At 46.1% G+C, this 22673-nt stretch carries 18 protein-coding genes and 1 pseudogene; 9 read left to right on the plus strand and 10 right to left on the minus strand.

The window, feature by feature from the left end; translation table 11 throughout:
• Nucleotides 1–65 precede the first annotated feature (65 nt).
• Nucleotides 66–1139 (minus strand): radical SAM protein, encoded by a 1074-nt coding sequence (locus MC7420_RS15170; RefSeq protein ID WP_006101441.1) that lies wholly within the window; start codon nucleotides 1137–1139, stop codon nucleotides 66–68.
• 434 nt (nucleotides 1140–1573) lie between these two features.
• On the opposite strand from MC7420_RS15170, the gene MC7420_RS15175 reads away from it, so the two are divergent.
• On the plus strand, nucleotides 1574–2767 hold the full coding sequence (locus tag MC7420_RS15175) for a DNA double-strand break repair nuclease NurA (RefSeq protein WP_006101379.1): 1194 nt from the start codon (nucleotides 1574–1576) through the stop codon (nucleotides 2765–2767).
• 711 nt (nucleotides 2768–3478) lie between these two features.
• A complete protein-coding gene (locus tag MC7420_RS15180; protein ID WP_006101341.1) occupies nucleotides 3479–4090 on the plus strand; it encodes a hypothetical protein in 612 nt (203 codons plus the stop codon).
• A gap of 97 nt (nucleotides 4091–4187) precedes the next feature.
• Here MC7420_RS15180 and MC7420_RS15185 read toward each other — a convergent pair whose 3' ends face one another.
• The 3 genes and pseudogenes from MC7420_RS15185 to MC7420_RS15195 all read right to left on the minus strand — a co-directional run bounded on the left by MC7420_RS15185 (nucleotide 4188) and on the right by MC7420_RS15195 (nucleotide 6839).
• Nucleotides 4188–4838, minus strand: a complete 651-nt coding sequence (locus tag MC7420_RS15185; RefSeq protein WP_006101395.1) for a response regulator transcription factor — start codon at nucleotides 4836–4838, stop codon at nucleotides 4188–4190.
• Nucleotides 4839–5120: 282 nt separating this feature from the next.
• Nucleotides 5121–6025: pseudogene (locus MC7420_RS43845) on the minus strand (RNA-guided endonuclease InsQ/TnpB family protein).
• 271 nt (nucleotides 6026–6296) lie between these two features.
• Nucleotides 6297–6839 (minus strand): (2Fe-2S) ferredoxin domain-containing protein, encoded by a 543-nt coding sequence (locus MC7420_RS15195; protein WP_006101351.1) that lies wholly within the window; start codon nucleotides 6837–6839, stop codon nucleotides 6297–6299.
• Nucleotides 6840–7196: 357 nt separating this feature from the next.
• Here MC7420_RS15195 and groES point away from each other — a divergent pair, with 357 nt between their 5' ends.
• The gene (gene groES / locus MC7420_RS15200; protein ID WP_006101488.1) at nucleotides 7197–7508 is read left to right on the plus strand and encodes a co-chaperone GroES; all 312 of its coding nucleotides are present in this window, start codon (nucleotides 7197–7199) and stop codon (nucleotides 7506–7508) included.
• A gap of 123 nt (nucleotides 7509–7631) precedes the next feature.
• Nucleotides 7632–9260 carry a chaperonin GroEL gene (gene groL, locus MC7420_RS15205; protein WP_006101523.1) on the plus strand — a complete coding sequence of 543 codons (1629 nt, stop codon included), beginning with the start codon at nucleotides 7632–7634 and terminating at the stop codon, nucleotides 9258–9260.
• A 153-nt stretch (nucleotides 9261–9413) separates the two neighbouring features.
• Here groL and MC7420_RS15210 read toward each other — a convergent pair whose 3' ends face one another.
• The 3 genes from MC7420_RS15210 to MC7420_RS15220 form a co-directional block, all read right to left on the minus strand.
• On the minus strand, nucleotides 9414–11480 hold the full coding sequence (locus tag MC7420_RS15210; RefSeq protein ID WP_006101394.1) for an AAA family ATPase: 2067 nt from the start codon (nucleotides 11478–11480) through the stop codon (nucleotides 9414–9416).
• 108 nt (nucleotides 11481–11588) lie between these two features.
• Nucleotides 11589–12530 carry an RNA-guided endonuclease IscB gene (iscB, locus tag MC7420_RS15215; protein ID WP_044207454.1) on the minus strand — a complete coding sequence of 314 codons (942 nt, stop codon included), beginning with the start codon at nucleotides 12528–12530 and terminating at the stop codon, nucleotides 11589–11591.
• 213 nt (nucleotides 12531–12743) lie between these two features.
• Nucleotides 12744–13001, minus strand: a complete 258-nt coding sequence (locus MC7420_RS15220) for a hypothetical protein (RefSeq protein WP_006101393.1) — start codon at nucleotides 12999–13001, stop codon at nucleotides 12744–12746.
• Between the two features lie 506 nt (nucleotides 13002–13507).
• Here MC7420_RS15220 and MC7420_RS15225 point away from each other — a divergent pair.
• On the plus strand, nucleotides 13508–14689 hold the full coding sequence (locus MC7420_RS15225; protein ID WP_006101407.1) for an SGNH/GDSL hydrolase family protein: 1182 nt from the start codon (nucleotides 13508–13510) through the stop codon (nucleotides 14687–14689).
• 28 nt (nucleotides 14690–14717) lie between these two features.
• Here the strand turns inward: MC7420_RS15225 and MC7420_RS15230 are convergent, their stop codons facing one another.
• Nucleotides 14718–15686: a glycosyltransferase family 2 protein gene (locus MC7420_RS15230; protein ID WP_006101475.1), complete on the minus strand. Its 969-nt coding sequence runs from the start codon at nucleotides 15684–15686 to the stop codon at nucleotides 14718–14720.
• 466 nt (nucleotides 15687–16152) lie between these two features.
• Here MC7420_RS15230 and MC7420_RS42530 point away from each other — a divergent pair, with 466 nt between their 5' ends.
• Entirely contained in the window at nucleotides 16153–16329 is a 177-nt protein-coding gene (locus tag MC7420_RS42530) for a hypothetical protein (RefSeq protein ID WP_006101568.1), read from the plus strand.
• Between the two features lie 434 nt (nucleotides 16330–16763).
• Here MC7420_RS42530 and MC7420_RS39790 read toward each other — a convergent pair whose 3' ends face one another.
• Nucleotides 16764–16961: a hypothetical protein gene (locus MC7420_RS39790; protein WP_006101465.1), complete on the minus strand. Its 198-nt coding sequence runs from the start codon at nucleotides 16959–16961 to the stop codon at nucleotides 16764–16766.
• Between the two features lie 254 nt (nucleotides 16962–17215).
• On the opposite strand from MC7420_RS39790, the gene MC7420_RS15240 reads away from it, so the two are divergent.
• Nucleotides 17216–18820, plus strand: a complete 1605-nt coding sequence (locus MC7420_RS15240; RefSeq protein ID WP_006101419.1) for an adenylate/guanylate cyclase domain-containing protein — start codon at nucleotides 17216–17218, stop codon at nucleotides 18818–18820.
• Nucleotides 18821–19136: 316 nt separating this feature from the next.
• On the opposite strand, the gene pyk is transcribed toward MC7420_RS15240, so the two are convergent.
• Entirely contained in the window at nucleotides 19137–20921 is a 1785-nt protein-coding gene (gene pyk, locus MC7420_RS15245; protein WP_006101455.1) for a pyruvate kinase, read from the minus strand.
• 1050 nt (nucleotides 20922–21971) lie between these two features.
• Here pyk and MC7420_RS39795 point away from each other — a divergent pair.
• A complete protein-coding gene (locus MC7420_RS39795) occupies nucleotides 21972–22112 on the plus strand; it encodes a hypothetical protein (RefSeq protein WP_006101583.1) in 141 nt (46 codons plus the stop codon).
• 8 nt (nucleotides 22113–22120) lie between these two features.
• A complete protein-coding gene (locus MC7420_RS15250) occupies nucleotides 22121–22306 on the plus strand; it encodes a hypothetical protein (RefSeq protein ID WP_006101308.1) in 186 nt (61 codons plus the stop codon).
• Nucleotides 22307–22673 lie beyond the last annotated feature (367 nt).

The following is a 22673-nucleotide window of genomic DNA, read 5'->3' on the forward strand; positions in this document are numbered from 1 at the left end:
AACCCCTCGACCTGAGAACATAGTCCAGTTCTGTTCTCCAGGCGAGGGATACGCTTACTTTTTGGTCAATTCTTCAGTAGCTTCATTCCCATTAAAACCTTATCCTTAAGCGTTTTTTGCGACACACAGGTAATCAAGCAAAGTTTACCGCAGTCCAATGTCTGCTGGCGAACCTCTTTGGCTTTTTCCCCATACCAGATTTCTTTCGCGCTCTGGTGTTTAATATTGCCAATGACTGGATAGTCATTACAGAGTTTCACATTTCCATCCGTTTCAATCCAGAAATTGCGAAGCCCAACTCGACAGGGACGAACGGATTCAGGAGCCTTTTCTTCACGGAAATGTGGTAAGAAAAGCCGCAGAACATCATCACCCGTCATAATAGGCGCACCGTTTTGCTTCATTTCAATTAGGCGCTCAATGACCTGAGCAAAGGCGTCATAGTCTTCGGCTTTCAGCCACAGTTCATTATAGGTTTCTGGTGTCCAAAGATTGACGGGCTGGAAATTAACAGCAGTCGCGCCAATTTGTTGCGCCCATTCTACCAGTTCAGGCATTAAGCGGAAATTAAGGCGATTTAATGTCGGTTTGACAATAATCGGGAAGCTTATACCTTGTTTTTCCTGTTCCTGGCGTAGATACTTAATGCCGTTAGAAAGTTTAGCAAATAAACCGGGATAACCACGTAGGTAATCATGGAGTTCCGCATTGGGAGCATCCACCGACATATTTACATTAAAGGGACGCGCGGCTACAGTTTTGGCAGCGTTTTCTTGGGTCATGCATGAGCCATTTGTGGTCACACCGCAGTGAATACCATTGCTATTGGCAAACGCCAGTATGTCGAGAAATCCTTTTTTGATATAAGGTTCACCGCCACTAAAGTTGATGGAATACTCACCCACAAAGTTTTTTATGCTGAGGAGGGCGCGTTTCCACTCCTCAACCGTCATTTCATCCTTATATTTCGGGAGCCGCCAATATTCACACTGGCGACATTTAACATTACAACGTTCATTAATAATCCCGTAAAACGTGACTGGCTTTGTCCAATCTAATCCGGTTTGAATCCGTAGGGATTCGGCTACAGCATTCTCAGCATGTTTGACACCGAGTTTGGAAAGGGTTGCAACATCCATAGTGTACCTCGTCAGTATTATTGATTAACAAACTTTATGCTAATGGCATTCAATTTCCTTGTTCTTGAAATAGGCTTAGTCAGAGTAAAAGCTTTTCAGTTTATTACCTACACAGCATTGAGTCAAATTAAGTGTCAGTTATCCAGCTTTTTCAATCTGGGTTACATAACACTCTCATGAATGCTAATTGGATTGACTTGACTCTAGGACAGCTACCAAGATAAATTCAAGCTTATTTGATATAACTTAATATTTGGTGATTTAATCTTACAATTCATGCCTGAAGGAAGTTTAAAACTGTAAAAATGGTTACAACGATTCCTAAGTAAGTCGGAGGTTGGCTGTGTTTAAGCAATAGTTCTAATTATTATTACTAAAATTATTAAATAAAGATAAGATGATTATACATATCCTGCATCGGGTACTATAATTAAATGCTCGATCTCACGAAACTCGCGAAACAAATCCCTGGAATTAGCCAGCATCTGAAAGGGGAGGCGCTGGCAAGTCGCCAACGCTGGGAATTAGCCCAAAAGCTGCTGCTGGAGACTAATACCCGACAGGATGACTTGATTCAATCCCACCAGCAATGGCGCGATCGCATAACTTTTACGGCGGCTGTTCCCGTCGAACCCCTGGATACTCGCCTTGATCTGGACTCCCCTCCGGAAAGCCACACGGTTTTCGCTACCGATGGATCTCAAATTTCTCCCTCCCATCACGAAATCGCCTATTGTTATTTAATTAATGTCGGTCGGGTGATGCTGCACTATGGGCAGAGTTTACACCCGCTTTTGGATAACCTACCCGAAGTCTTTTACCGACCCGAAGATTTATACATATCTCGCCAATGGGGGATTCGTACTGAAGAATGGATGGGATATTGTCGCACTGTGTCTGAGGTGGCGATATTGGCAGATATGGCGTGTCGCTGGGTGAATCCCCCCGGTTCTCACTTCGATATTCCTAATCTGGCGATGGTGGATGGATCTCTGATTTACTGGTTTCTGGAGTCCTTACCCACAGAAGCCCGCGATCGCATCCTACCGCCAATTTTAGCCGCTTGGGATCAGTTGCGATCGGTGAATGTACCACTGATGGGCTATTTGAGCGCGTCTCGCAGCAACGAAGCCCTGCATTTTCTTCGGTTACAAGCCTGTCCTTATGACACCCCAAACTGTCTCAGCCATTGCGCCTCTGTTACCGATAAATTGCCTTGTCAGGTTGTTGAACCCTTACGTGATACGATGCTCTGGTCGAGTTTACTACAACCCGGACAACGTAGTCCTTTGTTTCGCAGTTCGGTACGAATTTTAGATCTATACGATCATCACCGGATTTACTTCTGCTATGTTCACGTTGGTACAGAAATTGCCCGCGTCGAGGTTCCAGAATGGGTAGCCCAAGATACGATGTTATTCAATCAAGCCCTAAGTTTAATGCTGGCACAGGTTTACAAAGGCTATGGCTATCCCATTGCTATAGCAGAAGCCCATAATCAGGCTGTGGTTCGGGGAGGCGATCGCGCCCGCTTTTTTACCCTATTAGAACAGCAAATGATTCGCGCTGGGTTACGAAATGTGGGAACATCCTACAAAGAAGCCCGTAAGCGTGGCAGTATTTCGTGACATACTCCTACACCAACCTGAGTACAGGTATGGTGTAGGCTTCCAAGACAATCCGACTATTGTTTAGGAGACTCTTGGCTTTATTAACGACACGGGATGCCCCTCCGCGCCGGAACAATACAAAAGTCTGTTCGTGCCTTTGTACTGCTGGAATTTTACCCGCCCACAGATGCGACTATGAGTAGTCGGTTTCTGGACCCAAGCCCATATTCGGTGATTGTCAAGGTTCAATGTACAGGAAGCGATTAGCTTTATTTGATTAACCTGTACGCTATAATGGTAGCATATTAAAAGCATATTGACAACCATGAAACAGGTAACAACACGGGTATCGGACAGAGAATATGAACACCTCACCAAGTTTTGTCAATTAACAGAAAGAACCCAATCTGATGTTATTCGTGAGTTGATACGCAGGTTGTCAATCTCAGGGGTGTTGAACCCCATCGATTGACCGCCTATCCATCTCACGCCAATTTGAGTACAAATATGGCGTGAGGCTTCCGGCGTTCAGCTAAAAAGGGAGGGAGAGAATAGTTTTGACCCTTCGCTTCGCTCAAAGAAACCTGGCGTGTGTGTAGGGGCGGGTTTCACTATTAAACTTTCTTGTCTCACCCAGATGCGACTAAACCCGCCCCGATCAAGTGTGAAGAGCAAGAATAATTCTACAAATGACAAATGACCAATAAAAATTAAAGGAACTATCAAACTATGGTTAGCTTAGTCCGACTGTTGTCTACCCAAGATACAATTCTTAAACAAGAACCTATTCAATCCAGTTTACTGCCAAGCTATAAACTTCAGCCGATTCCAGCTAGCACATTATTAGTTCTACAATCCTACACGCCCCCAGATTTAACCCGACATATTCGGATCAGTTTCCAGGATATTGGATTTCAGGGTAGAAGTTTAAATTGGTATGCGTTTATTGATCATGTTCAAATCACCAAAGAACCCTTGAGACCAACTGAAACAGTGGCACAGATGCTCTCGAAGCAAATAGAAAAAGATGTTGTGAAAATGATGGTTTACCGACAAACTTTGCCACCTGAAGGGGGATTACTCAAAATTGTATTTAACGTGGATACTGTAATTAAGCGTGCCCCTGTTCAATCGATGTATCTCAGCCCAAATGCTCTGCAACCGATTCCCGCAGGTACTGAACTGGTGCTATTAACCAATAAACCTGATGCCTATAATATGGTCTCGTTGCCAATTGAAGATTCTCACATAAAATTTACCCTAAAGGACGTTGAATTTAAAGGTTTCAATCAAGATTGGTATGCTTTTGTCAAACATGCTGGGTTGCAATTAGTGGGTTAATCACCAATAACGTTCAGGAGAAAACCCCGAACTTCACTCGCGAGAGCCCTTACTGAGGGATAGAAGTTTTTGGCATAAGACCAATGATCCATGACAACTAAGCCTGACTACTTTCAATCGCCCAACGCGCTAATTCGGTACGGTTATGTAATCCGGTTTTGCCCAGCATATTAGACACATGGCTTTCAATTGTGCGCTGGCTCACATTAAGTTCCTGGGCAATTTCCCGATTTGCCAACCCGCGTGCGACAAACTGTACTACCTTCAGTTCCGTTGGTGTCAATTCCACATTGGCGGGAACCTGAATGTTAGATGGCGGCTCTCCTCCAGGTGTTTGAGGGCGAGTCGTTAAGCGGCTAGCCTGTCTCAGTGATGATTCAACTTGAGCGACCAATTCTTCTGGCTCAAAAGGTTTGACCATGTAAACATCGGCACCGGTGTTGAGTCCCTTCACCCGATCATTGCTTTGTCCTTTGGCAGAGAGAAATAGGACAGGAACCCAGTTCATGCTCGGATCTTGCCGAACATACTCAACTAGAGCATAGCCATCCATCTCTGGCATCATTACATCACAAATGATCATGTCCGGAATGTCTTGAGCGAGAACGTCCAACGCCTCTCGACCATTTTCCGCTGTGATCACGTCATACCCGCGAAACTCGAGGTAGTCCTTAACGAGCAAAATCAGATTAGGGTCATCGTCAATCAGCAGCAGTCGCTTGTTAGTTCTGACACCGTTGTCTTTCATACGTTGATACTGGTCATTCGGAAGTTTAGGTGGATAGTTAAAAATTTCGTTGTTCTGGTTCCACGCCTGCTAACCGGACGTTATTGAGCGGCTCCAACTAGATCGGGTGTAAGGGTACTTGCTGAGTCCAAGGATTAGCTGTCAATGTTATAGCCTATATTGGCTGACTATGCGATCGCGCTTTCTCCGGCAAGGATTTTCAAGTCTAGATATATCTCGTCCTATGTTAGTCTATGTGACATACTCCTACACTAACCTGAGTACAGGTATAGTGTAGGCTTCTCAACCAATCCGGCTATTGCGTAGAAGGCGTTGAGCTTTAAGAACGGGATGCCCCTCCGCTCTATTTTTTATATTGATAGCTGCGTTATGGTCACGGTCAAGACTGCATCCACAATGGGGGCAGTTGTGCCAACGCATAAACAGCTTTTTCGGTACTTTCTCTCCACAATTCGAGCAATCCTGTGATGTGTTATGGGCGCTTACTGGAATTACCAACAAACCAGCTTTTTCGGCTTTGTTTGTCAGTATCGACAGAAAGTTTGACCACCCAGCATCCAGCACAGATTTAGCCAATCTAGTTTGAGTAAGTCCTTTAACGTTTAAATTCTCATGAGCAACACAGTCATACTTTGATAGTAGATAATTAGCTGTTTTGAAGTGAAAATCCTTGTAACAGATGCTGTTTTTATTTTGAATCCATCAGGGATAGAGCGATGTAGGATAACCTTGACTTTCCCCAACATTGGTAAGTTGATGAGGTTTCCCTGCAAGCACCCCTCTTTCATTTGGGGGTAAGTCAAGGTGCGATATCGGTTACGGGCTTTAAACCTTGGCTTCCCGCTACGTTGGCCGTTGCTATCGCCTTTGATAAATCTCTCAAACGTTACCTTCACTCGCTTGACTACATCTTGTAGGACTTGAGAGTAAATCTCTTTATACCAGGGATGAGTTTTCTTGAGTTGAGGTAAGGTTTTCTTCTGAGAGTAGTAATCTGGGTTGTCTTGTAATTCAGGCAGATGACAGATTAAGGGACAAGCATTGACTGGGGAGCGGTTTTGCTCATACCCGTTGAATCTATCAGCCAACAAATAGTTATACTGAGCGCACAGCATAGCCAGCCATCTGTCAAGTTCAATAACTTGCTGTTTGGTTGGGCGTAGCTTGTACTGGTAGGCAGTTCTCATTTGCTTACTTGCCCTCCTGTTTATCAATCTATGAACAGTATACTGTCTGTATGGTGTTTTGTTGGAACCTAATAAAAAATAATGTCATGAATGTAATTGGAAACCTCCGTTCCTACGGTTTCCCACCTATCCATCCCAACGCCAACCTGAGTTGTTACTGAGCCTGTCGAAGTACAGGTATGGCGTGGGGCTTCCGGTGAAGAAAGCTAACCTGAAAGCTAAATAGGCAAGAACTCATACACTGTTTCGATTATGTTTGCGCCATGCTGCACTAGCCTTTCCAGAATCGCTGGAAAATCTTTCTCCAAGGGCTTTTCGGTTGATCTACACGGGCAATTTTTTCAGGAGTTATCTGCGGTGGGGATTGACGGTTCGCTCTTTTAGCTCCTGCTGCGTCGGAGATAGGAGATTGATCGCTTTCTGGGAGAGGATGAACCAAAAAAGCATAGTCTTCCACAATCTTGTTGCCAATGAGATGCTCTTGAATAATGCGTTCGATCACCTCTGGCGTCGCGTTACGATACCAAACACCATCCGGGTAAACCACCAGAATTGGACCACTCGCACAGACGCGCAGACAGTTAGCTTTGGTACGGAAGATGCAGCTTGGTCGCTCCTGAGTGGGTTGATCCAGCTTAAGCTGTTTCAGACGAGTTTTTAAGTAGTCCCAGGAATCCAGACTCGCTTGTTTAGAGCAGCACTTCGGTTTAGTCTGGTCAGCGCATAGCAAAACATGGCGTTGAATTTGATTCAGTCCCAGGCTATGCACATTTTTTTCCAACAGCGTTTTGTCTGAGGCTCTATTCATCTTCATCGTTTTAACCCACTAAACGTTCCCACTATCCTGTAGAGTAGCGCTTCACTAACCGTCTTGAGTGTCCCAGACATGCTATGGCACAGACGTAGCATGCTACGTCTCTACTCCCCCAGCTTCCCTAGCTTCCCCAGCTTCCCCAGCTTCCCCAGCTTCCCCTGCTTCCCCTGCTTCCCCTGCTTCCCCAACACCCCACACCCAAACCCCCATCCTTTAGTTCGGGAACCCGTACCCGGAAATTGATTGCAGTTTCATGCCTAAGTTGAGTAAATTAGCACTCAGAAGCAGAGAGTGCTAATCACTCGACAGCAGAAAGTGCAAAGTGAGACTAAACTACGCTAATTAGGAGGGAATTCAATGGCAGCCGTATCTCTGAGTGTTTCTACAGTCAAGCCATTAGGCGATCGCGTTTTTCTCAAGGTCAGTGCCGCTGAAGAAAAAACGGCAGGTGGCATTTTGTTACCTGACAACGCCAAAGAGAAGCCTCAAGTTGGGGAAATTGTCGCCACCGGTCCTGGCAAGCGCAACGATGATGGCTCTCGCTCGGAACTGGAAGTCAAAATTGGTGACAAGGTTCTCTACTCCAAGTATGCCGGTACTGATATCAAGCTAGGCAACGAAGAGTATGTTCTACTTTCAGAAAAAGACATCCTCGCTGTCGTTTCCTAGTCGTGATCGCTAAACGTTCAGGAGTATACAAGCCAGTTCTCTGGCAACTCTCCTGAATGATGAACTCATAACAACTAGTAACAATCCACAATTCAACTCTAAGACTCAACATCACTGAAATCTATGGCTAAGCGCATCATTTACAACGAAAATGCTCGTCGCGCCCTGGAAAAGGGTATGGACATTCTGGCAGAATCCGTTGCCGTTACCCTCGGTCCAAAAGGTCGCAACGTGGTTCTGGAGAAAAAGTTTGGCGCTCCTCAAATTGTCAATGACGGGGTGACCATTGCTAAAGAAATCGAATTAGAAGACCACGTTGAAAACACGGGTGTCGCCCTGATTCGTCAAGCTGCGTCTAAGACTAATGATGCAGCGGGTGACGGTACTACAACCGCTACCGTGTTGGCTCATGCCATGGTTAAAGAAGGCTTGCGGAACGTGGCGGCTGGTGCGAATGCGATCGCCCTGAAGCGGGGGATTGAGAAAGCCATTGCTTTCTTGGTGGACAAGATTGCCGAAAATGCCCGTCCTGTTGAAGATTCTAAAGCCATTGCTCAAGTTGGTTCCATCTCTGCTGGTAATGACGAAGAAGTCGGTCAGATGATTGCCCAAGCTATGGATAAGGTGGGCAAAGAAGGCGTGATTTCCTTGGAAGAAGGGAAATCCATGACCACCGAATTAGAAATCACCGAAGGGATGCGCTTTGACAAGGGCTATATTTCGCCCTACTTCGCTACCGACATGGAGCGGATGGAAGCGATTCTGGAAGAACCCTTCATCCTGATCACCGACAAGAAAATCACCCTGGTTCAGGACATAGTACCTGTACTCGAGCAAGTTGCCCGTTCCAGTCGCCCTCTGCTGATTCTGGCTGAAGACATTGAAAAAGAAGCCCTAGCGACTCTGGTGGTCAACCGCCTGCGCGGTGTGCTGAATGTCGCGGCGGTTAAAGCACCGGGTTTTGGCGATCGCCGTAAAGCCATGCTGGAAGATATCGCCGTATTGACCGGTGGTCAACTCATCACCGAAGACGCGGGTCTGAAGCTGGAAAACACCAAGCTAGAGATGCTGGGTAAGGCACGTCGCATTACCATCACCAAAGACAACACCACGATTGTGGCGGAAGGCAACGAAGCAGGTGTTAAAGCTCGTTGTGAACAAATCCGTCGTCAGATTGAAGAATCCGATTCCTCCTACGACCAAGAGAAACTGCAAGAACGTTTGGCGAAGTTGTCCGGTGGCGTTGCTGTGGTCAAAGTCGGGGCGGCTACCGAAACCGAAATGAAAGACCGCAAGCTGCGCTTAGAAGACGCGATTAACGCGACTAAAGCGGCGGTAGAAGAAGGGATTGTTCCCGGTGGTGGTACGACTCTGGCTCACCTCACCCCGACCCTGGAATCGTGGGCAAATGAAAACCTGAGCGGTGAAGGTTTGATTGGGGCGATGATTGTTTCCCGTGCGCTCGCAGCACCCCTGAAGCGGATTGCTGAGAATGCGGGTCAAAATGGTGCGGTTATCGCTGAGCGGGTGAAAGAGAAAGATTTCAACGTTGGCTACAACGCAGCGACGAATGAATTCGTTGATATGTTTGAAGCTGGTATCGTTGACCCCGCCAAGGTGACTCGTTCCGCTCTACAAAATGCCGCCTCAATCGCGGGTATGGTATTGACTACTGAATGTATCGTAGTTGACAAGCCTGAACCTAAGGAAGGTGCTGGTGCTGGCGCTGGTATGGGCGATTTCGATTACTAATCGCTGATGGTGTGGGGGCGATTGTTTCAACAACCCCACGCTACTAACGTGGAGCGTGGGGATTGCCAGGGACAGGACTGGCGACGCAAGAGTTGAATAGCGCCATGAGGGGTCAGACCCCTAGTCAGGTAAAGAGCATAGACCATTTCCACCCTAAAACACATACTCCACTTCAACAATTTCTGTATATTCAAACTCATTCGGACTCGGTTTGACTAAATCATAGCCAACGCCTCCAAGTTCCATGCGATCGCGATCGCACTCGGGTTTCGGTGAATTGTAAACCAGGACGTATTCTCGACCAATATAGGGTTCCATCTCTTGCGCCACCTCTCCTCGCCATTGAGTCTTGGTGACTAACACGACTAACTGATTGGCTAAAGTGGGCAGGGTTTGGGCAATTTGGCGGCGGTAAATTTCATCCAAACTGCCAAAAGGTGAATCCATGACAATAGGAAAGGTACTACTATCAGGTCCCATCAGTGCCTGTTCTTGAATCCAATCCCGCACCCGATCAATAATTCCGCCAATAAATGACAGGCTGAGAATTTGGTTTTCTCCCGTAGACGCCGCCACGAGTTCTTCTTTTCCAGAGGTTTTTTCCACCAATGTTAATTCATAGTTCTGATTCAGTTTAGGCAGATAAGGGGTAAACGAAATCCCAGTAAAAATCTCCTGAACTCGCTTTTCTAAAGACGTGCGAAACTGATTATCTAGTCGGGTTCTAACTTCAATCAATCGTTCAATCGCGTCCTGAGTTGCCGCAATCCGCCGTTGCGCCAAGGCTTGCTTTGCCTCATTCATTTGATGCTTAGAAATTTGCTTGACGATGGCTTGGATATCAGTGGCTAACTGTTCAATTTGCTGCTGATTTGCTCCCTTTTCTAAGGTTAAATCGCGAAGGGTGACATCAATTTCATCTAGGCGCTTTTGTAGTTGGCTAATATCCTCATCTGGAAACGTGAGCAGCTTTTTTCTAATATCATCTAGTTGGGTTTCAATACGAGAAATTTCCGCTCGTTCTTGAGCTAGAATTATCTGTTGCTGATCCACATCTGCCCAAAAATCGGGGATTTGCCGTTCAATTTCACCAACCTGTACCCCTAAGCGAATCGCCGTTTCTTCCACATCCGCTAATCCAGCTTTCTCCATCCAAGCGGCAACCTGTTGATAGGCTGGCGTTCCTTCCTGTAATTGCGTACCACAGATACAGCGCTGGCTGTGCAGCAAATCCTGGACAAATTGCTGTTTAATCCCAACCGGAAGTTCGCCGCGCGATCGCAAGTCTTCGACAATGGACTGAAACGCTGTGATCACTGGGGATAATAATACAGTATAGCTACGTGTAGACAGGGCGCGTTTAAGGTTATCTTTTGCCTGTTTAAGCTGGTCTCGATGTAATGTTTGTTGGGCTTCCAGTTCATCCCGTAGCTGTTGCAACTCTTGAGCGCCACCGAGTTCCAACAAGCGACTACTCAAGGTTTGCTTTAATTCATCGTGGTGGGCTAATTCCTGCTCGATTTCGACTTGACGATTGACCAGATTGTGACTTTTTTGTTCCAGTTGCTTTTGTTCTTTGAGTAGTTTTTTGGTTTCCGAATCGCCGATTAACGATAATTCAGCTTCTAAGGTTTTTCTGGCTTCCTTGAGATGCTTAATTGAGCGATTTAACACCTCAACCCCGAGCAACGTCTTTGTCGCTTCAGCAATATCGGCTTTTTTATCAGAACGGGCAATTTGCTCGATTCGTTCCCCATCAAAGAAGAAGTATTGATGTAAGCTTGCAGGTAAGATACGCCCAATGATATCTTCTGGCAATTGTTGGGGTAAGAGCCAGCGACCATCATCATCGGCAATTTGTAGATATAATTCACTTTTCCCCTGTTCCACGCCCGCTTCTGTCTTGTAAGCGCGGCAGAGTCGCTTTGCCTGGTAGCGTTTATTCTGATGCTCAAACCCAATTTCTACCCAACATTCTACCGATTCCTTTAGGGCAGCTTCACTAATTGCCCGTTTGTTCACCAATTGTTCTTGAGACGCAAACGCCGCCGTGAATTTCTCATACAGCACCCAGGTGAAGCCATTTAATAGCGTCGTCTTTCCAGCACCATTGTTACCATGAATCACCGTCGTATTGCGATCGCCAGTTGCCAGAGTTATTTCGGGTGTCTTCCCGTAAAATTGGCGAAAATTGCACAGCCGGATTGACCTCAGCTTCATCTGTCTTCCCCCGTGGAGACCCCCACTGAACCTGTATCCAGGTCAGGGTCAGTGGCGGGAGGAAACGGGGGATATTTTCTGGGGTTCAATACCCCGAAAATATCCAACTTAATTTGCGTATGAATACCCATCCTTTTTGTGCATAAATTTACAATACTTGTGATTAATGCCCTGAACTAATCCGTTCCTCGCTGAAATATTGAAGCTGCCAGAGGCACGAGTAGCTACACGCCCCACATAAGTCCCGACTTTTTTGCCCTTGGTAACTATCGCTTTCACAATATCTCCAGTTTGAAAGCCTTTGTGGACTTTATTTCGGGAGCAATAACGCTGTGGAAAACCCCACTTATCGGTACGGCACGCTTGGCGAGTCCCATGTCCCTTGGCAGCAATCAGTAGGGGTTTAAGCTTGATATGCTCAATCTCAAGCTTGGTTCCGCGAGCGCTACAGTAAGCACAAGTCCTATGCCATTTTTCGAGTAGAAACTCTCGTATCTCGTAGCCTGCTAGGGTGCCTTGCTGGTAGCCAACTCCGCTAATATCTGCTTGTTGCATCTTTTGCGTGTCAAACCTGACCAATTCTTGAGAAATGGCAGTGATTTGACACAGTGCCGACAAACGCTTAACCCAGGTCAGTATATTAGCCACTCGACTATTTAGAGATGGCGGCAACCATGATGGCGGACGGGTGCGGTTTAAAAAATGAGGTTTACGGTAACGGGTTTTCCGGTTGCGTCGCGACCGTCGTAGTTGACGACGTGAAGTCAAAGCATCCCGAAGTTGAAACCCTCGGTGCTGTAACTCGGCTACCCAAACTACCTCGCCAGTGTTGTCGTTGACTATTGCTAGTCCAGTGGTTTTCGCCCCTGGGTCAATCTTTACTCGCAATGGTTGAACAACTGGATTACTTACCTCCTTTTTTAAGATTATGGTAAAGGGATACTGCCGGAATACGGCGGCTTTCCCTTGAGACAACAGTAACCTGGCTCTACCCGGATGAATTGGATTGAGGGTTTGCTTGTTGGTATCTAAAACGAAAACTTTGCTCAAAGTGAGCCTCCTTGCGGGTAATGTTCGCCTAGTCAATGTTTTTTGAGCTTGTTAGACCTAACGCACTACCTCCCAAATGGTTGTTTAACGTTAGATGACAGAGCAACAAACTGGCGTCGTATTTGTAGGTGTCTTGACTCAAAAAACGGAGTACAAAAGTACTTAGACTGGTCAACTAGGGCTTTCTTTCAAGCCCCCACTGTACCCCTAGGGTCAGTGGTGGGTTGTTGACTGCACTTCTTCCTTGACAATTCTCAAGATGTCATCATTGATATGGCGGGGGGTCTTCATATAAAGTTTATCTTTTTCGGCTTGTAACACTCTCTCTATAATCCGCCGCACCTCTGGCGATGCACCGGTAATGGGTTCTTGTACGTCAAACAGCGCCGCATTTCGATTATAGGGGGAACGCTTTTCCGATAAAATTCTGGAGATTGCTTGAGTGGCTATGTCCGGATATTTAAAAGTCATCACATCAGGGGTTGACGAAAACTGAAATTACGATTATATTTACTTTTTATTTGTATTTCTTCATAAAACCTTAACTTTATGTGTTGTATTTACTCCCAAAGTAGAATAATGTAATGTATACTTAATTTAAGCAGGGTGTTTGTTCGTGAATAATTATGCATTTAGTTAAACGATCGCCGTTTCGTCAGCTTTTAAGGAGTAACATTAAAAGCTGACTTGAGAAAGTTGCTCATAGTCTGTGACTTGTACGGAACACGGATACATGATTTCCGGTAAGACTAGGTGATTCTTATTGTTCATCACCCTTGTACCTTGTTTTGATGTCACTCTCTACTATAACAACCTAAGACCTAATGGTGGGTAGGCTGGGTTAGTTATAACTCCATAAAAATTTATCGCAATCCTCTGCAGACAGACCTATTGAGCTACAGACAATCCCCTGATTTTGCAGAGAGTCTATGCCACACCCTCATTGTCCAAATTAGTAATAACTGTCAATACCTCTCATGAAAAAACCAATCGTAGCTTTAGGATTTACTGTCTTTTCCTTCATGTTGCCCGCAGAGGCTTTAGCGGCTACATTTAGCAAAATGTACGTCTTTGGTGATAGTCTCTCTGATCCCGGTAACATTTACAATGCCACCGCTGCCGTTAATAGTATACCGATACCTCCTGGTGTTGAAGTACCGCCAGTTGAACCTTCTGTTCCCCCCTACGATGAGGACGGACGTTTTTCTAATCATCTAGTCTGGAGCGATTACTTGGCACAGGATTTGGGAATAGACCTGATCCCCTCTACGGAATTATCCGTATTTTCACACGGTTCTGATATCCTTTCCCCTATCGCATTAATTAACGGTCAACCTCAAGTTAGTCCTTTCTTTAATGGTGCGACGGCTACCAACAGCGTGAACTTTGCCTTCGGTGCGGCTCAAACAGGAACTCAAGGGGTGGGTGAGTTTGGTGAACTGATACCGGGAATGTTGACTCAAGTTGAGTGGTTTGAAGATGATCTAGCTGTAGCAGGTCAACAAGCTGATGATGATGCACTCTATATTGTATGGGGGGGTCCTAACGATTACCAGCTTGTATCTGAACCTGAACCAGAGGAAACAGTCGGGAATTTAGCCGAAGCGGTACAAACACTCTATGATTTAGGAGCGCGTAATTTCCTTGTCCCGAACTTGCCAGATTTGGGTAAAACCCCTCGCGCACTTAGCATGGGTGATGATATATCCATGAGTCTTACCACATTATCTCAAATCCATAACACCCTATTAAACAGAAGTCTTGGTGATTTGAGCCAATTGGATGACATGAATATCGTAGAGTTTGATGCTTTTTCGATGTTGAATAAAACCATCGCCAATCCCGAAGTCAAGGGTTTCACCAATGTTACCAACTCTTGCATCGAATCCCTAAAAGATGACGGTAAATTAGATGGAACACAAGCTTTTGAAGTCTGTGATCACCCAGACGAGTATTTGTTCTGGGATGGTATTCACCCAACCACCGTCGCCCATGAACAACTCGCTGATGAGGCACTCTTAGCGCTGGAGTCAGAACCGCAGTCGGTTCCTGAACCGGTTTCGTCCGCTGCATTGGGATTTTTGGGACTCGGTTGGTTAATCGACAAGAAATTCAAGAAATTCCAGGCTAACTGTTCGACAAAAGAGAAGAGCAATTAATCGTGTAGAGACGTTGGCTACAACGTCTCTATATTTCAGAGAATAAAGGCATCTGCTTGGGTCTTGGTTCTTGGCAATCTTCCTGGGACATTTGATAAAATTTGCGAGCGTAAATAACTTGAGTTAAAAGTTGCCAACCTTTCCGAGAAAACAAAGCGGGAAATAACAGGGGAAGCGCCTGATCAAATTTCCCTTGCTTGAAGCCCACTAAACTCCAGTACAACGTCAAAAAATCCTGAATATCTGGCAACGAGGGTAGAGAATCACGATACTTTGGATGGACAAATTTATAAATTTTTTCTTTAATCGAGATATGCTTTTGCAGGCGCTGTTGGAGGGAAAACTTGAGATGATTCCCTTGATGCCATAACGTCCGGTAGGCAAGATGCTGATTCACTAAGATGGCATCTCCATATTGGGCAATTTTCACCCATGAATCAATATCATCGTAGTTCACTTCAAAGCTGGAATCCCATCCCCCGGATTTGACAAAGGCATCTTTGCGAAAGGCAACTTGTACAGGCGTACCAAAAGGGAGTTGCTCTAAAAGCATCCGATAATGGATCTCAGACTGAGGCACATAGTTGATCGGAGCATTGTTAATTGGTTGAGTACGGGTTACTTCTTGACCCTTTTCGTTGACTTGTATCGCCTGAGTTGAACAGAGAACCGCTTGAGGATATCTGGCGATCGCCTTAGTTAATTCCTCAATACAATTAGAGGCAAGATAGTCATCATCGTCAATGGGTTTAATCCAATCCCCTTGAGCTAGCTTAACGGCGGCGTTCATCGTGGCGCAATGTCCCACGTTAACCGGATTGCGGTGATAAACCACGCGATCGCCTAAACTATGGATGTATGCCTCTGTACCATCTGAGGAACCATCGTCAGCAACAATCACTTCACAGGGTAACGTTTGTGCCAATGCTGATTCAACGGCTCGTTTCAGCAGAGACAAACGGTTGTAGGTGGTGATGACAATCGTAAATTTAAACACAATGCAAGATCCGCCTCGACTTATAGACCATTATCTAACAGGTTTTCTTAAATTCCCATAAAGCCAGGATAAAGATTTAGGTATTTTCCACAATACCTATTGATACCCTTACTTCGGACTAGACATGAACTTGTAAGACCAATAGAATTCAGCCCAAGAATCCCTCGCTTTAAGCGATGGGAGTGTCAACGAACTGGATATGACTCAACACCCAGCTTCTTGAAGTCCGTGAAAACCTTTATTGGATAAGCTTTCCGCCTGCATCTGCTTGGATGAATCATGGAGACTGGCTCTTAGCCGATGGATTGAGGAAAAAAAGTAACGAATTTAACCTAAAATACAATAAAGGGGGTTTTGATCATGCGCTCTATCCCTGATTCCTCCCGTCTGGCACGCCCAGAGCAACAACCTGCCAGGGATGCAAAAATCTTGTCGGCTCTCTTCGGAAAATCTCGGAGACTCAATCATGAAAGTATTCACACCGATTGACATGACTGCTACGAGTTCTTTAAGACTTGAAGCGATTCAACATTATATTTTAGAAAAACTTAATAAGTTCATAGTTTATCCTCTGATACAATTCTGGCGCTTCAGCAGTTATTATGGAGCGTTTATTACCCAAACAAATTATCCAGATAAATAATAAAATAAGTAAATTAACCCTAAAAACATCTTAATTGGCAGGGCAAGTATTTTTGGTTCGATGCTTCCAGATCCAACCTGGCTCTGGTTCACTAATTTCGATCCAACCGTTTTCTTCGTTTCCCGTTATCGTTAATTGAGTATCTTTTTGCAAAACAGTCCCCGTTTTCTGGCGTCCAGATAACGAGCGTAAATTGGTCTTACTTTTCACTGGATCTGGAAAACCTCTCTCCAAACCTCTCTCCTGCAAGGAGAGAGGCTTTGAATTTTCCCCCTTCCGTGCAAAAAAAAGCGAAGCATCCGCTGGCTTCCCCGTGCAAAAAAAGCGAAGCAACATCTGGTCTCCCCCATGGAACAAAAAGCGAAGCAACATCTGGTCTCCCCCTTTTTAAGGGGGACGGAAGGGGGATCTAGAAAGGGGTACGGGAGGGGGATCTAAAAAAGTTGATTCTGGGTGAGTTCTACGGTGTTTTGTGGCGTCGTTGGCGATGTTGATAATCGGTTAATCCCCAAAATCGCGATCGCGCCTAGAGTAAACACACCGACACCGATTAATATGGATAAGGTGCAAGGCGAGTGAGTAATCGGATTCGGGTGAGATGAGGAACTGACTGGCGATCGCGAACGATTCACCGGAGCAACCGTTACCGTCTAACGTTGGTCTAGTAATGTGCCTATCATTATAATATTGATCGCTGCCCGGGCGTAAACGTTTAGCCGAATCAGTTTTTCACCGCAGAAGCTGTGAGATCCGGATCGTGGGGGTTTTATCTCATTCAATCCGAACGGCGGGTGTTCCTAAATCAATGCACTAAGATTAATCTACGGGATTAGGATTATCGAAAAACGTTTTGCGCCCCATATTCGCTTCCAGGACGTATCTTAGTATGGCTGAACTCAAACTGCGCCTGCACCAAGGAAAAACCGAAAAAACGGTGACAGTCAATCAGGATGTATTTACAATTGGTCGCTTACCGGAGTGCGACCTAACCTTACCCTACGAGGGGGTATCCCGATATCATGCCCGCCTGTTGAAAACAGCAACCGACAACTGGATGATTAAGGATATGGGCAGCAAAAACGGGACGCTACTGAACGAACGTCAGATTACCTCGCCGCAACTGGTGAAAAACGGGGATGTGATTTGGTTGGGGGATGTCAGCCTTGTGGTTGTTTTAGCGACTCCATCTCGACGAACCACAGTCAAGGTAGAACCGATACCCGCAGAAGCCACTATCCTTCGCAGTGTCCAAGAATTGCAACAGCAATGGATACAAGCAAAAGATAAAGGGGATGATCTTAGCGTCAAGGAAACAACTATTGCTCGCCTCAAAGATTTGGTAGAGATAGCGAAAAGTTTAAGTGCGGCTGAATCCATCGAAGCCATTTTCTCACGGGTAAAGGATGTGGTATTTCGCTATCTCGAAAGCATCGAACGTATCGCTTTATTGGTAGATGTGACGGGTTCAAGGCAACTGGAATTACTCAATGCTGCATCCAGAAACGTCAATCAGCAGCAAAGTTTAGCCGAGTCCAGCCATTGGATTAGTCGAAGTATCTGTCAAAAAGTCTTCACCGAAAAAGTCGCGATTCAAACCGCCGATGCCCAAGCTGACCAACGCTTTGAGGGAGAAGTCAGTATCCTGTACAAAGGAATTCGCAGTGCGATCGCGGTTCCCCTTTGGGATGAAACGAAGGTTGTTGGCGTATTATATGCCGATGCCCATCACTCGTCAACCCATTGGACTCAAGAAGGGGAAGAAGACCTCAGCTTTTTTTCTACCTTAGCCAATCTTGTTGCATCCAGTGTACAACGCTGGCTCTTGACCCAGAAACTCACCAGCGAAGAAATGATTCGCCAACGGCTAGAACGTTATCACTCCCCCGCCGTCGTTCAGCAACTCATCGCCTATAAAACATTACCCGATGGTCGTTTACCCGCCGCCGAAAGCGAAATTAGTATTCTATTTGCCGATATTGTCGGCTTTACCGCGCTCTCCGAACGGTTAAGTCCCGTAGAAATTGCTCAATTGCTGAATAGTTTATTTGAGGAGATGCTGCAAGAAGTCTTTGCCTTTAATGGCACCCTCGACAAATATATTGGCGATTGTATTATGGCATTTTTTGGTGCTCCTGAATCTCAACCAGATCATGCTGACCGCGCCTTAGCGACTGCGAAAGGAATGCTGAATCGTCTAGACAAACTCAATGCTGATGGGGTATTACCGGAACCCTTACAATTGCGGATTTCTGTGAATAGTGGAAAAGCCGTCGTCGGAGATGTGGGCAGTTCTCAACGGGTTGAATATACGGCATTAGGTGCAACCATTAATTTAGCGGCCCGAATAGAAGCCATTTGTCCCCCTGGGGAATGTGTGGTCAGTGAAGATACTTATGCTTTACTGACGCACAAGCAAGGCTTGAAACTAATGGACGAGTATCGCTTCAAAGGAATTGATCGACCTGTACAAGTTTATCAAACCCAGCGATAGCCTGGAATAGATGTACAAAGGTAGGGTGGGTTAGGCGGTATTTTCACAGCAGCGATAGCTCTTTAATAAACTATCCGCCGTAACCCACCGATGTTAACTCGAAGGTGTGTTATTTAATCAATATGTCAGGCAATTATCCTTGAATTGTGTTGGGTTTCCTGCGTCAACCCAACCTACAACTAATTCGATGGATTAACCTTACGTCCGGAAACCTTAGGGGTGCAAAGACTTGCACCCGATTCAATTGGTCAGGGCGGGTTTTGTACAAAGGTGATCATCAATCGCGAAACGCAAGTCCCTAAACCCGCCCCTACAATCAAACCATGACCGCCCCACTGCTAGCTGGACTCGCCGCCATCGCCCCAGAATAGACTAAACCGCGCTGGGTATCCAGGGTGATAATCGCCCCATCTCGAATCCGCTGAGTCGCATTTTTCACGCCGACAATCACCGGAACCCCCAAGCGCATTCCAATCACCGCCGCATGACTGGTTAAACTATCTTCCTCCGTCACCACTCCGGAGGCTTTCCGCATGGTATCAACAAAATCCGCACTGGTTGACGGAACCACCAAGATTTCACCTGGACTAAAGTTACTCACCTCTGCAGCACTATACGCCACCCGCGCTAAACCACTCACTGAACCTTTACCAATACCAATCCCTTGACCCAGGACAGCCGTGACCACTTCCACTTTAATTAAATCCGTCGAACCTGGAACCCCTTGCAATGTCCCAGCCGTCATCACCACCAAATCCCCCTCAGCGACAAGCTGTTTTTCCTGGGCGACATTAATCGCGGCTTGGAATGTCTGACCCGTTGAGGGTAAATCCAGCACCAATAGGGGGCGAATTCCCCACACCAATTGCAGTTGTCGCGCCACATCCACATGGGGAGTCACCGCCAGAATTGGAGTCGAGGGGCGAAACTTGGAGACATTTCTTGCTGTGGAACCCGTTTTGGTTAAGGTCATAATCGCACAGGCTTGTAACTGTTCGGCAATTTGACCCACCGCCTGGGATATCGCATTGGGAATTGAACGGCGGGTATCTTCCATATTCCGCACAATTTCCTCTTGTTCGATACGGGTAGCAATTTTTGCCATCGTCGATACCGCTTCGACGGGATAGTTCCCCACGGCGGTTTCATTGGACAGCATTACGGCGTCAGTCCCGTCTAAAATGGCATTTGCTACATCGGAAATCTCTGCACGGGTAGCGCGTGGAGAGTTGACCATACTATCCAGCATCTGGGTGGCGGTAATTACGGGAATTCCCAGACGATTGGCGGTGGTAATTAGCCGCTTTTGTAAGATAGGTACATCCTCAGCCGGTAACTCTACCCCTAAGTCACCCCTCGCCACCATCACCCCATCGGCGAGGGAGAGGATAGCATCCATTTGTTCTATGGCTTCGTGCTTTTCAATCTTGACAATAACCGGAACATCTTTCCCGGCGCTGGTAATCAGTTCTTTGATCTCCAGCACATCTTGAGGATTGCGAACAAAGCTAAGGGCGACCCAATCGACCCCTTGGTCTAAGCCAAACATCAAATCCCGGCGGTCTTTATCCGTGAGGGCGCGAATGGAGAGGTAGACCCCTGGAAAGTTGACCCCTTTGTTATTGGAGAGCGTCCCACCGACAACGACCCGACAGTGTAAGGCGCGTTTCTCGCGATTAATCTCTTCTACCCGCATCTCCACTCTGCCATCATCCAAGAGAATCGTCGCACCGTTGGGGACTTCATCAGCGAGGGGTTGGTATGTGACGGAACTGATCTCTTGAGTGCCGATTAGGGGTTCACTGGTTAAGGTGAAGCGATCGCCTCGTTCTAGTGTAATCGAACCGTTCTCAAATTTGCCTAAACGGATTTTCGGTCCTTGTAAGTCTTGCAGGATACCTACGGGTTGATTCAGTTCAAATGCCGTTTGGCGAATCAGGCGAATGCTACGCTGATGGTCATCATGAGTGCCATGGGAAAAGTTGAGCCGTAACGTTGTCGCACCTGCTTTAATCAGGTCTCTGAGTATCTCTGGATGACTGGTAGCAGGACCAATCGTGGCTACAATCTTGGTTCGACGCCGGGATGTGTACAGTTGCATAAGCAAAAAACGGGATGAGTCAGTAGGTGGGAGTAACGTTAACGGCGAGAATTGTCATTTGTCATTCGTTATCGCGAGAAGCAAGCGATGTCCTTTGTCTTAAATGGAATGTTATTGACTTAAGCTGGGTTCGTAGTAGGCACGAAGCGTGCCAGAAGCGCTTTAGCGCTTACTACAAACTCTAAAGTCAGTGACATTCGTCTTAAATAGGTCAGCGACAGTCGAGATAAATGATTGTATCGCTGTCCTTTGTCATTTGTCATTGGTCTTACGGGTAAGGATTAGTGTAAAGAGGTTCCCTGGCATCTGTCTATAGGGTTGATTGGCGAGACGGGAAGGTGACAGGGGTCTGACAATCAACCGAGGGTGAGGGTTGGCTGAAGGATATCGCTAACGCCATACCAGACAGAATTAAGAACATGAGCCAGGATTTGCGGCGTTGGCGTTCATCGGATTGCGTCTCCTCTAGTCGATAGAAATAAAAAGTTATTTGATTGCTTGGGGTGGTGGTAAATTAACGATAATCATCTACAAATAGATTGAAACATATAAATAGATAGGAATAATTGGAAATAGGCGGAAATAGTAGATTTTACATTTTAGGGTATTTCTGCTGACAATTTAAATCGGTTTTGCTACGTTAAATGTAGGGGCGCAAGGCTTGCTATCTAGGTTAAGTTAAGCCACAATTCCCCTCACCATCAGCTTAAGCCAGCCCTCACCCCCAGCCCCTCTCCCAAGCTTGGGAGAGGGGAGCAAGAGGGGAGCAAAAAGGGAGCAAGCAGCTAACTTTTCACGGTATGTGACACAACGAATGGAGGTAAGTTTTGACCCTTTGCTTCGTTCAAGGAAACCTGGTTTTGAGTGAGAGATTGTGTAGGGGCGGGTTTCACTACTATCTTTTGGGTTGCATCTAGATGTGACTAAACCCGCCCCGACTCAGGTTTCTAGACTTCTCCTAAAAAGTTAGGCGCTCAAAGAAAACGGTAGGGGAATAGAGAAGGGGTTAGGGGATGAGGGTGAAAATATCAAAAACCGAGGCTTAACAATATGAATGACAATCAAAACTTTCTGCACGATATCAACCAGCAGTTGTTTTCACAAAATTTTACCGATAAACATCTCAGAGAACGCATTTTTTTCCGCTGCGGTTTCAGCGTCGCGAGTCTCAGCCGTCTCATCGGGAAATAGCCAAACAAATGAGTCAAACAGAACCGTTACAGGGGGTTAATTGTCAAATCTCAATTAATACAACTGTACAAAATGTAATTCGGCGGCTGGTGGAGGTGTTTGGCGAAGAAATGGCAAAGGATGGCGTGAATACAGCGCCGTTAATTCAGCGACAACGGGGTAAAAAAGGCGCGTGGGAGGTAGTTTATCGATAAAATTCAGGTACAGCAGCAGCGTTTGCAGTTGTTGGCGCAGGAGAAGCAGCCTTTTTCTCATCCCTATTATTGGGCTGGTTTTGTCTCTCAGGGATTGGCTTGAGGATTGTCATTGGTCATTTGTTATAAGTAGTCGGACACAATTACAGTTAGCGGTTGAGATTAGGGAACAGGGAACAGGGAACAGTAAGGATTTGAGGCTTGTTAACAAATATCTTTACAAGCTGTATAAGCTGCATGGTACTGAAATTTTGGCTGGTGGGCAATGCCCACCCTACGGTATATCAAGGGTTTCGGCGCTTCCAAAAGGCTAGCAAAAAATTGGTGTAGAGACGAGACGTTTCATGAAACGCCTCTACAAACTGCA

Origin of the sequence: Coleofasciculus chthonoplastes PCC 7420 (genome assembly GCF_000155555.1) — a bacterium.
Taxonomy (GTDB): Bacteria; Cyanobacteriota; Cyanobacteriia; order Cyanobacteriales; family Coleofasciculaceae; genus Coleofasciculus; species Coleofasciculus chthonoplastes_A.

Coding starts and splice junctions, on each gene's coding strand:
- MC7420_RS15170 (WP_006101441.1), bottom strand. CDS start 1,139: ATGGATGTTGCAACCCTTTCCAAACTCGGTGTCAAACATGCTGAGAAT.
- MC7420_RS15225 (WP_006101407.1), top strand. CDS start 13,508: ATGAAAAAACCAATCGTAGCTTTAGGATTTACTGTCTTTTCCTTCATG.
- MC7420_RS39795 (WP_006101583.1), top strand. CDS start 21,972: ATGAATGACAATCAAAACTTTCTGCACGATATCAACCAGCAGTTGTTT.
- MC7420_RS42530 (WP_006101568.1), top strand. CDS start 16,153: ATGAAAGTATTCACACCGATTGACATGACTGCTACGAGTTCTTTAAGA.
- MC7420_RS15240 (WP_006101419.1), top strand. CDS start 17,216: ATGGCTGAACTCAAACTGCGCCTGCACCAAGGAAAAACCGAAAAAACG.
- groES (WP_006101488.1), top strand. CDS start 7,197: ATGGCAGCCGTATCTCTGAGTGTTTCTACAGTCAAGCCATTAGGCGAT.
- MC7420_RS15220 (WP_006101393.1), bottom strand. CDS start 13,001: ATGACTTTTAAATATCCGGACATAGCCACTCAAGCAATCTCCAGAATT.
- MC7420_RS15185 (WP_006101395.1), bottom strand. CDS start 4,838: ATGAAAGACAACGGTGTCAGAACTAACAAGCGACTGCTGCTGATTGAC.
- MC7420_RS15175 (WP_006101379.1), top strand. CDS start 1,574: ATGCTCGATCTCACGAAACTCGCGAAACAAATCCCTGGAATTAGCCAG.
- MC7420_RS15180 (WP_006101341.1), top strand. CDS start 3,479: ATGGTTAGCTTAGTCCGACTGTTGTCTACCCAAGATACAATTCTTAAA.
- MC7420_RS15250 (WP_006101308.1), top strand. CDS start 22,121: ATGAGTCAAACAGAACCGTTACAGGGGGTTAATTGTCAAATCTCAATT.
- pyk (WP_006101455.1), bottom strand. CDS start 20,921: ATGCAACTGTACACATCCCGGCGTCGAACCAAGATTGTAGCCACGATT.
- MC7420_RS15210 (WP_006101394.1), bottom strand. CDS start 11,480: ATGAAGCTGAGGTCAATCCGGCTGTGCAATTTTCGCCAATTTTACGGG.
- groL (WP_006101523.1), top strand. CDS start 7,632: ATGGCTAAGCGCATCATTTACAACGAAAATGCTCGTCGCGCCCTGGAA.
- MC7420_RS15195 (WP_006101351.1), bottom strand. CDS start 6,839: ATGAAGATGAATAGAGCCTCAGACAAAACGCTGTTGGAAAAAAATGTG.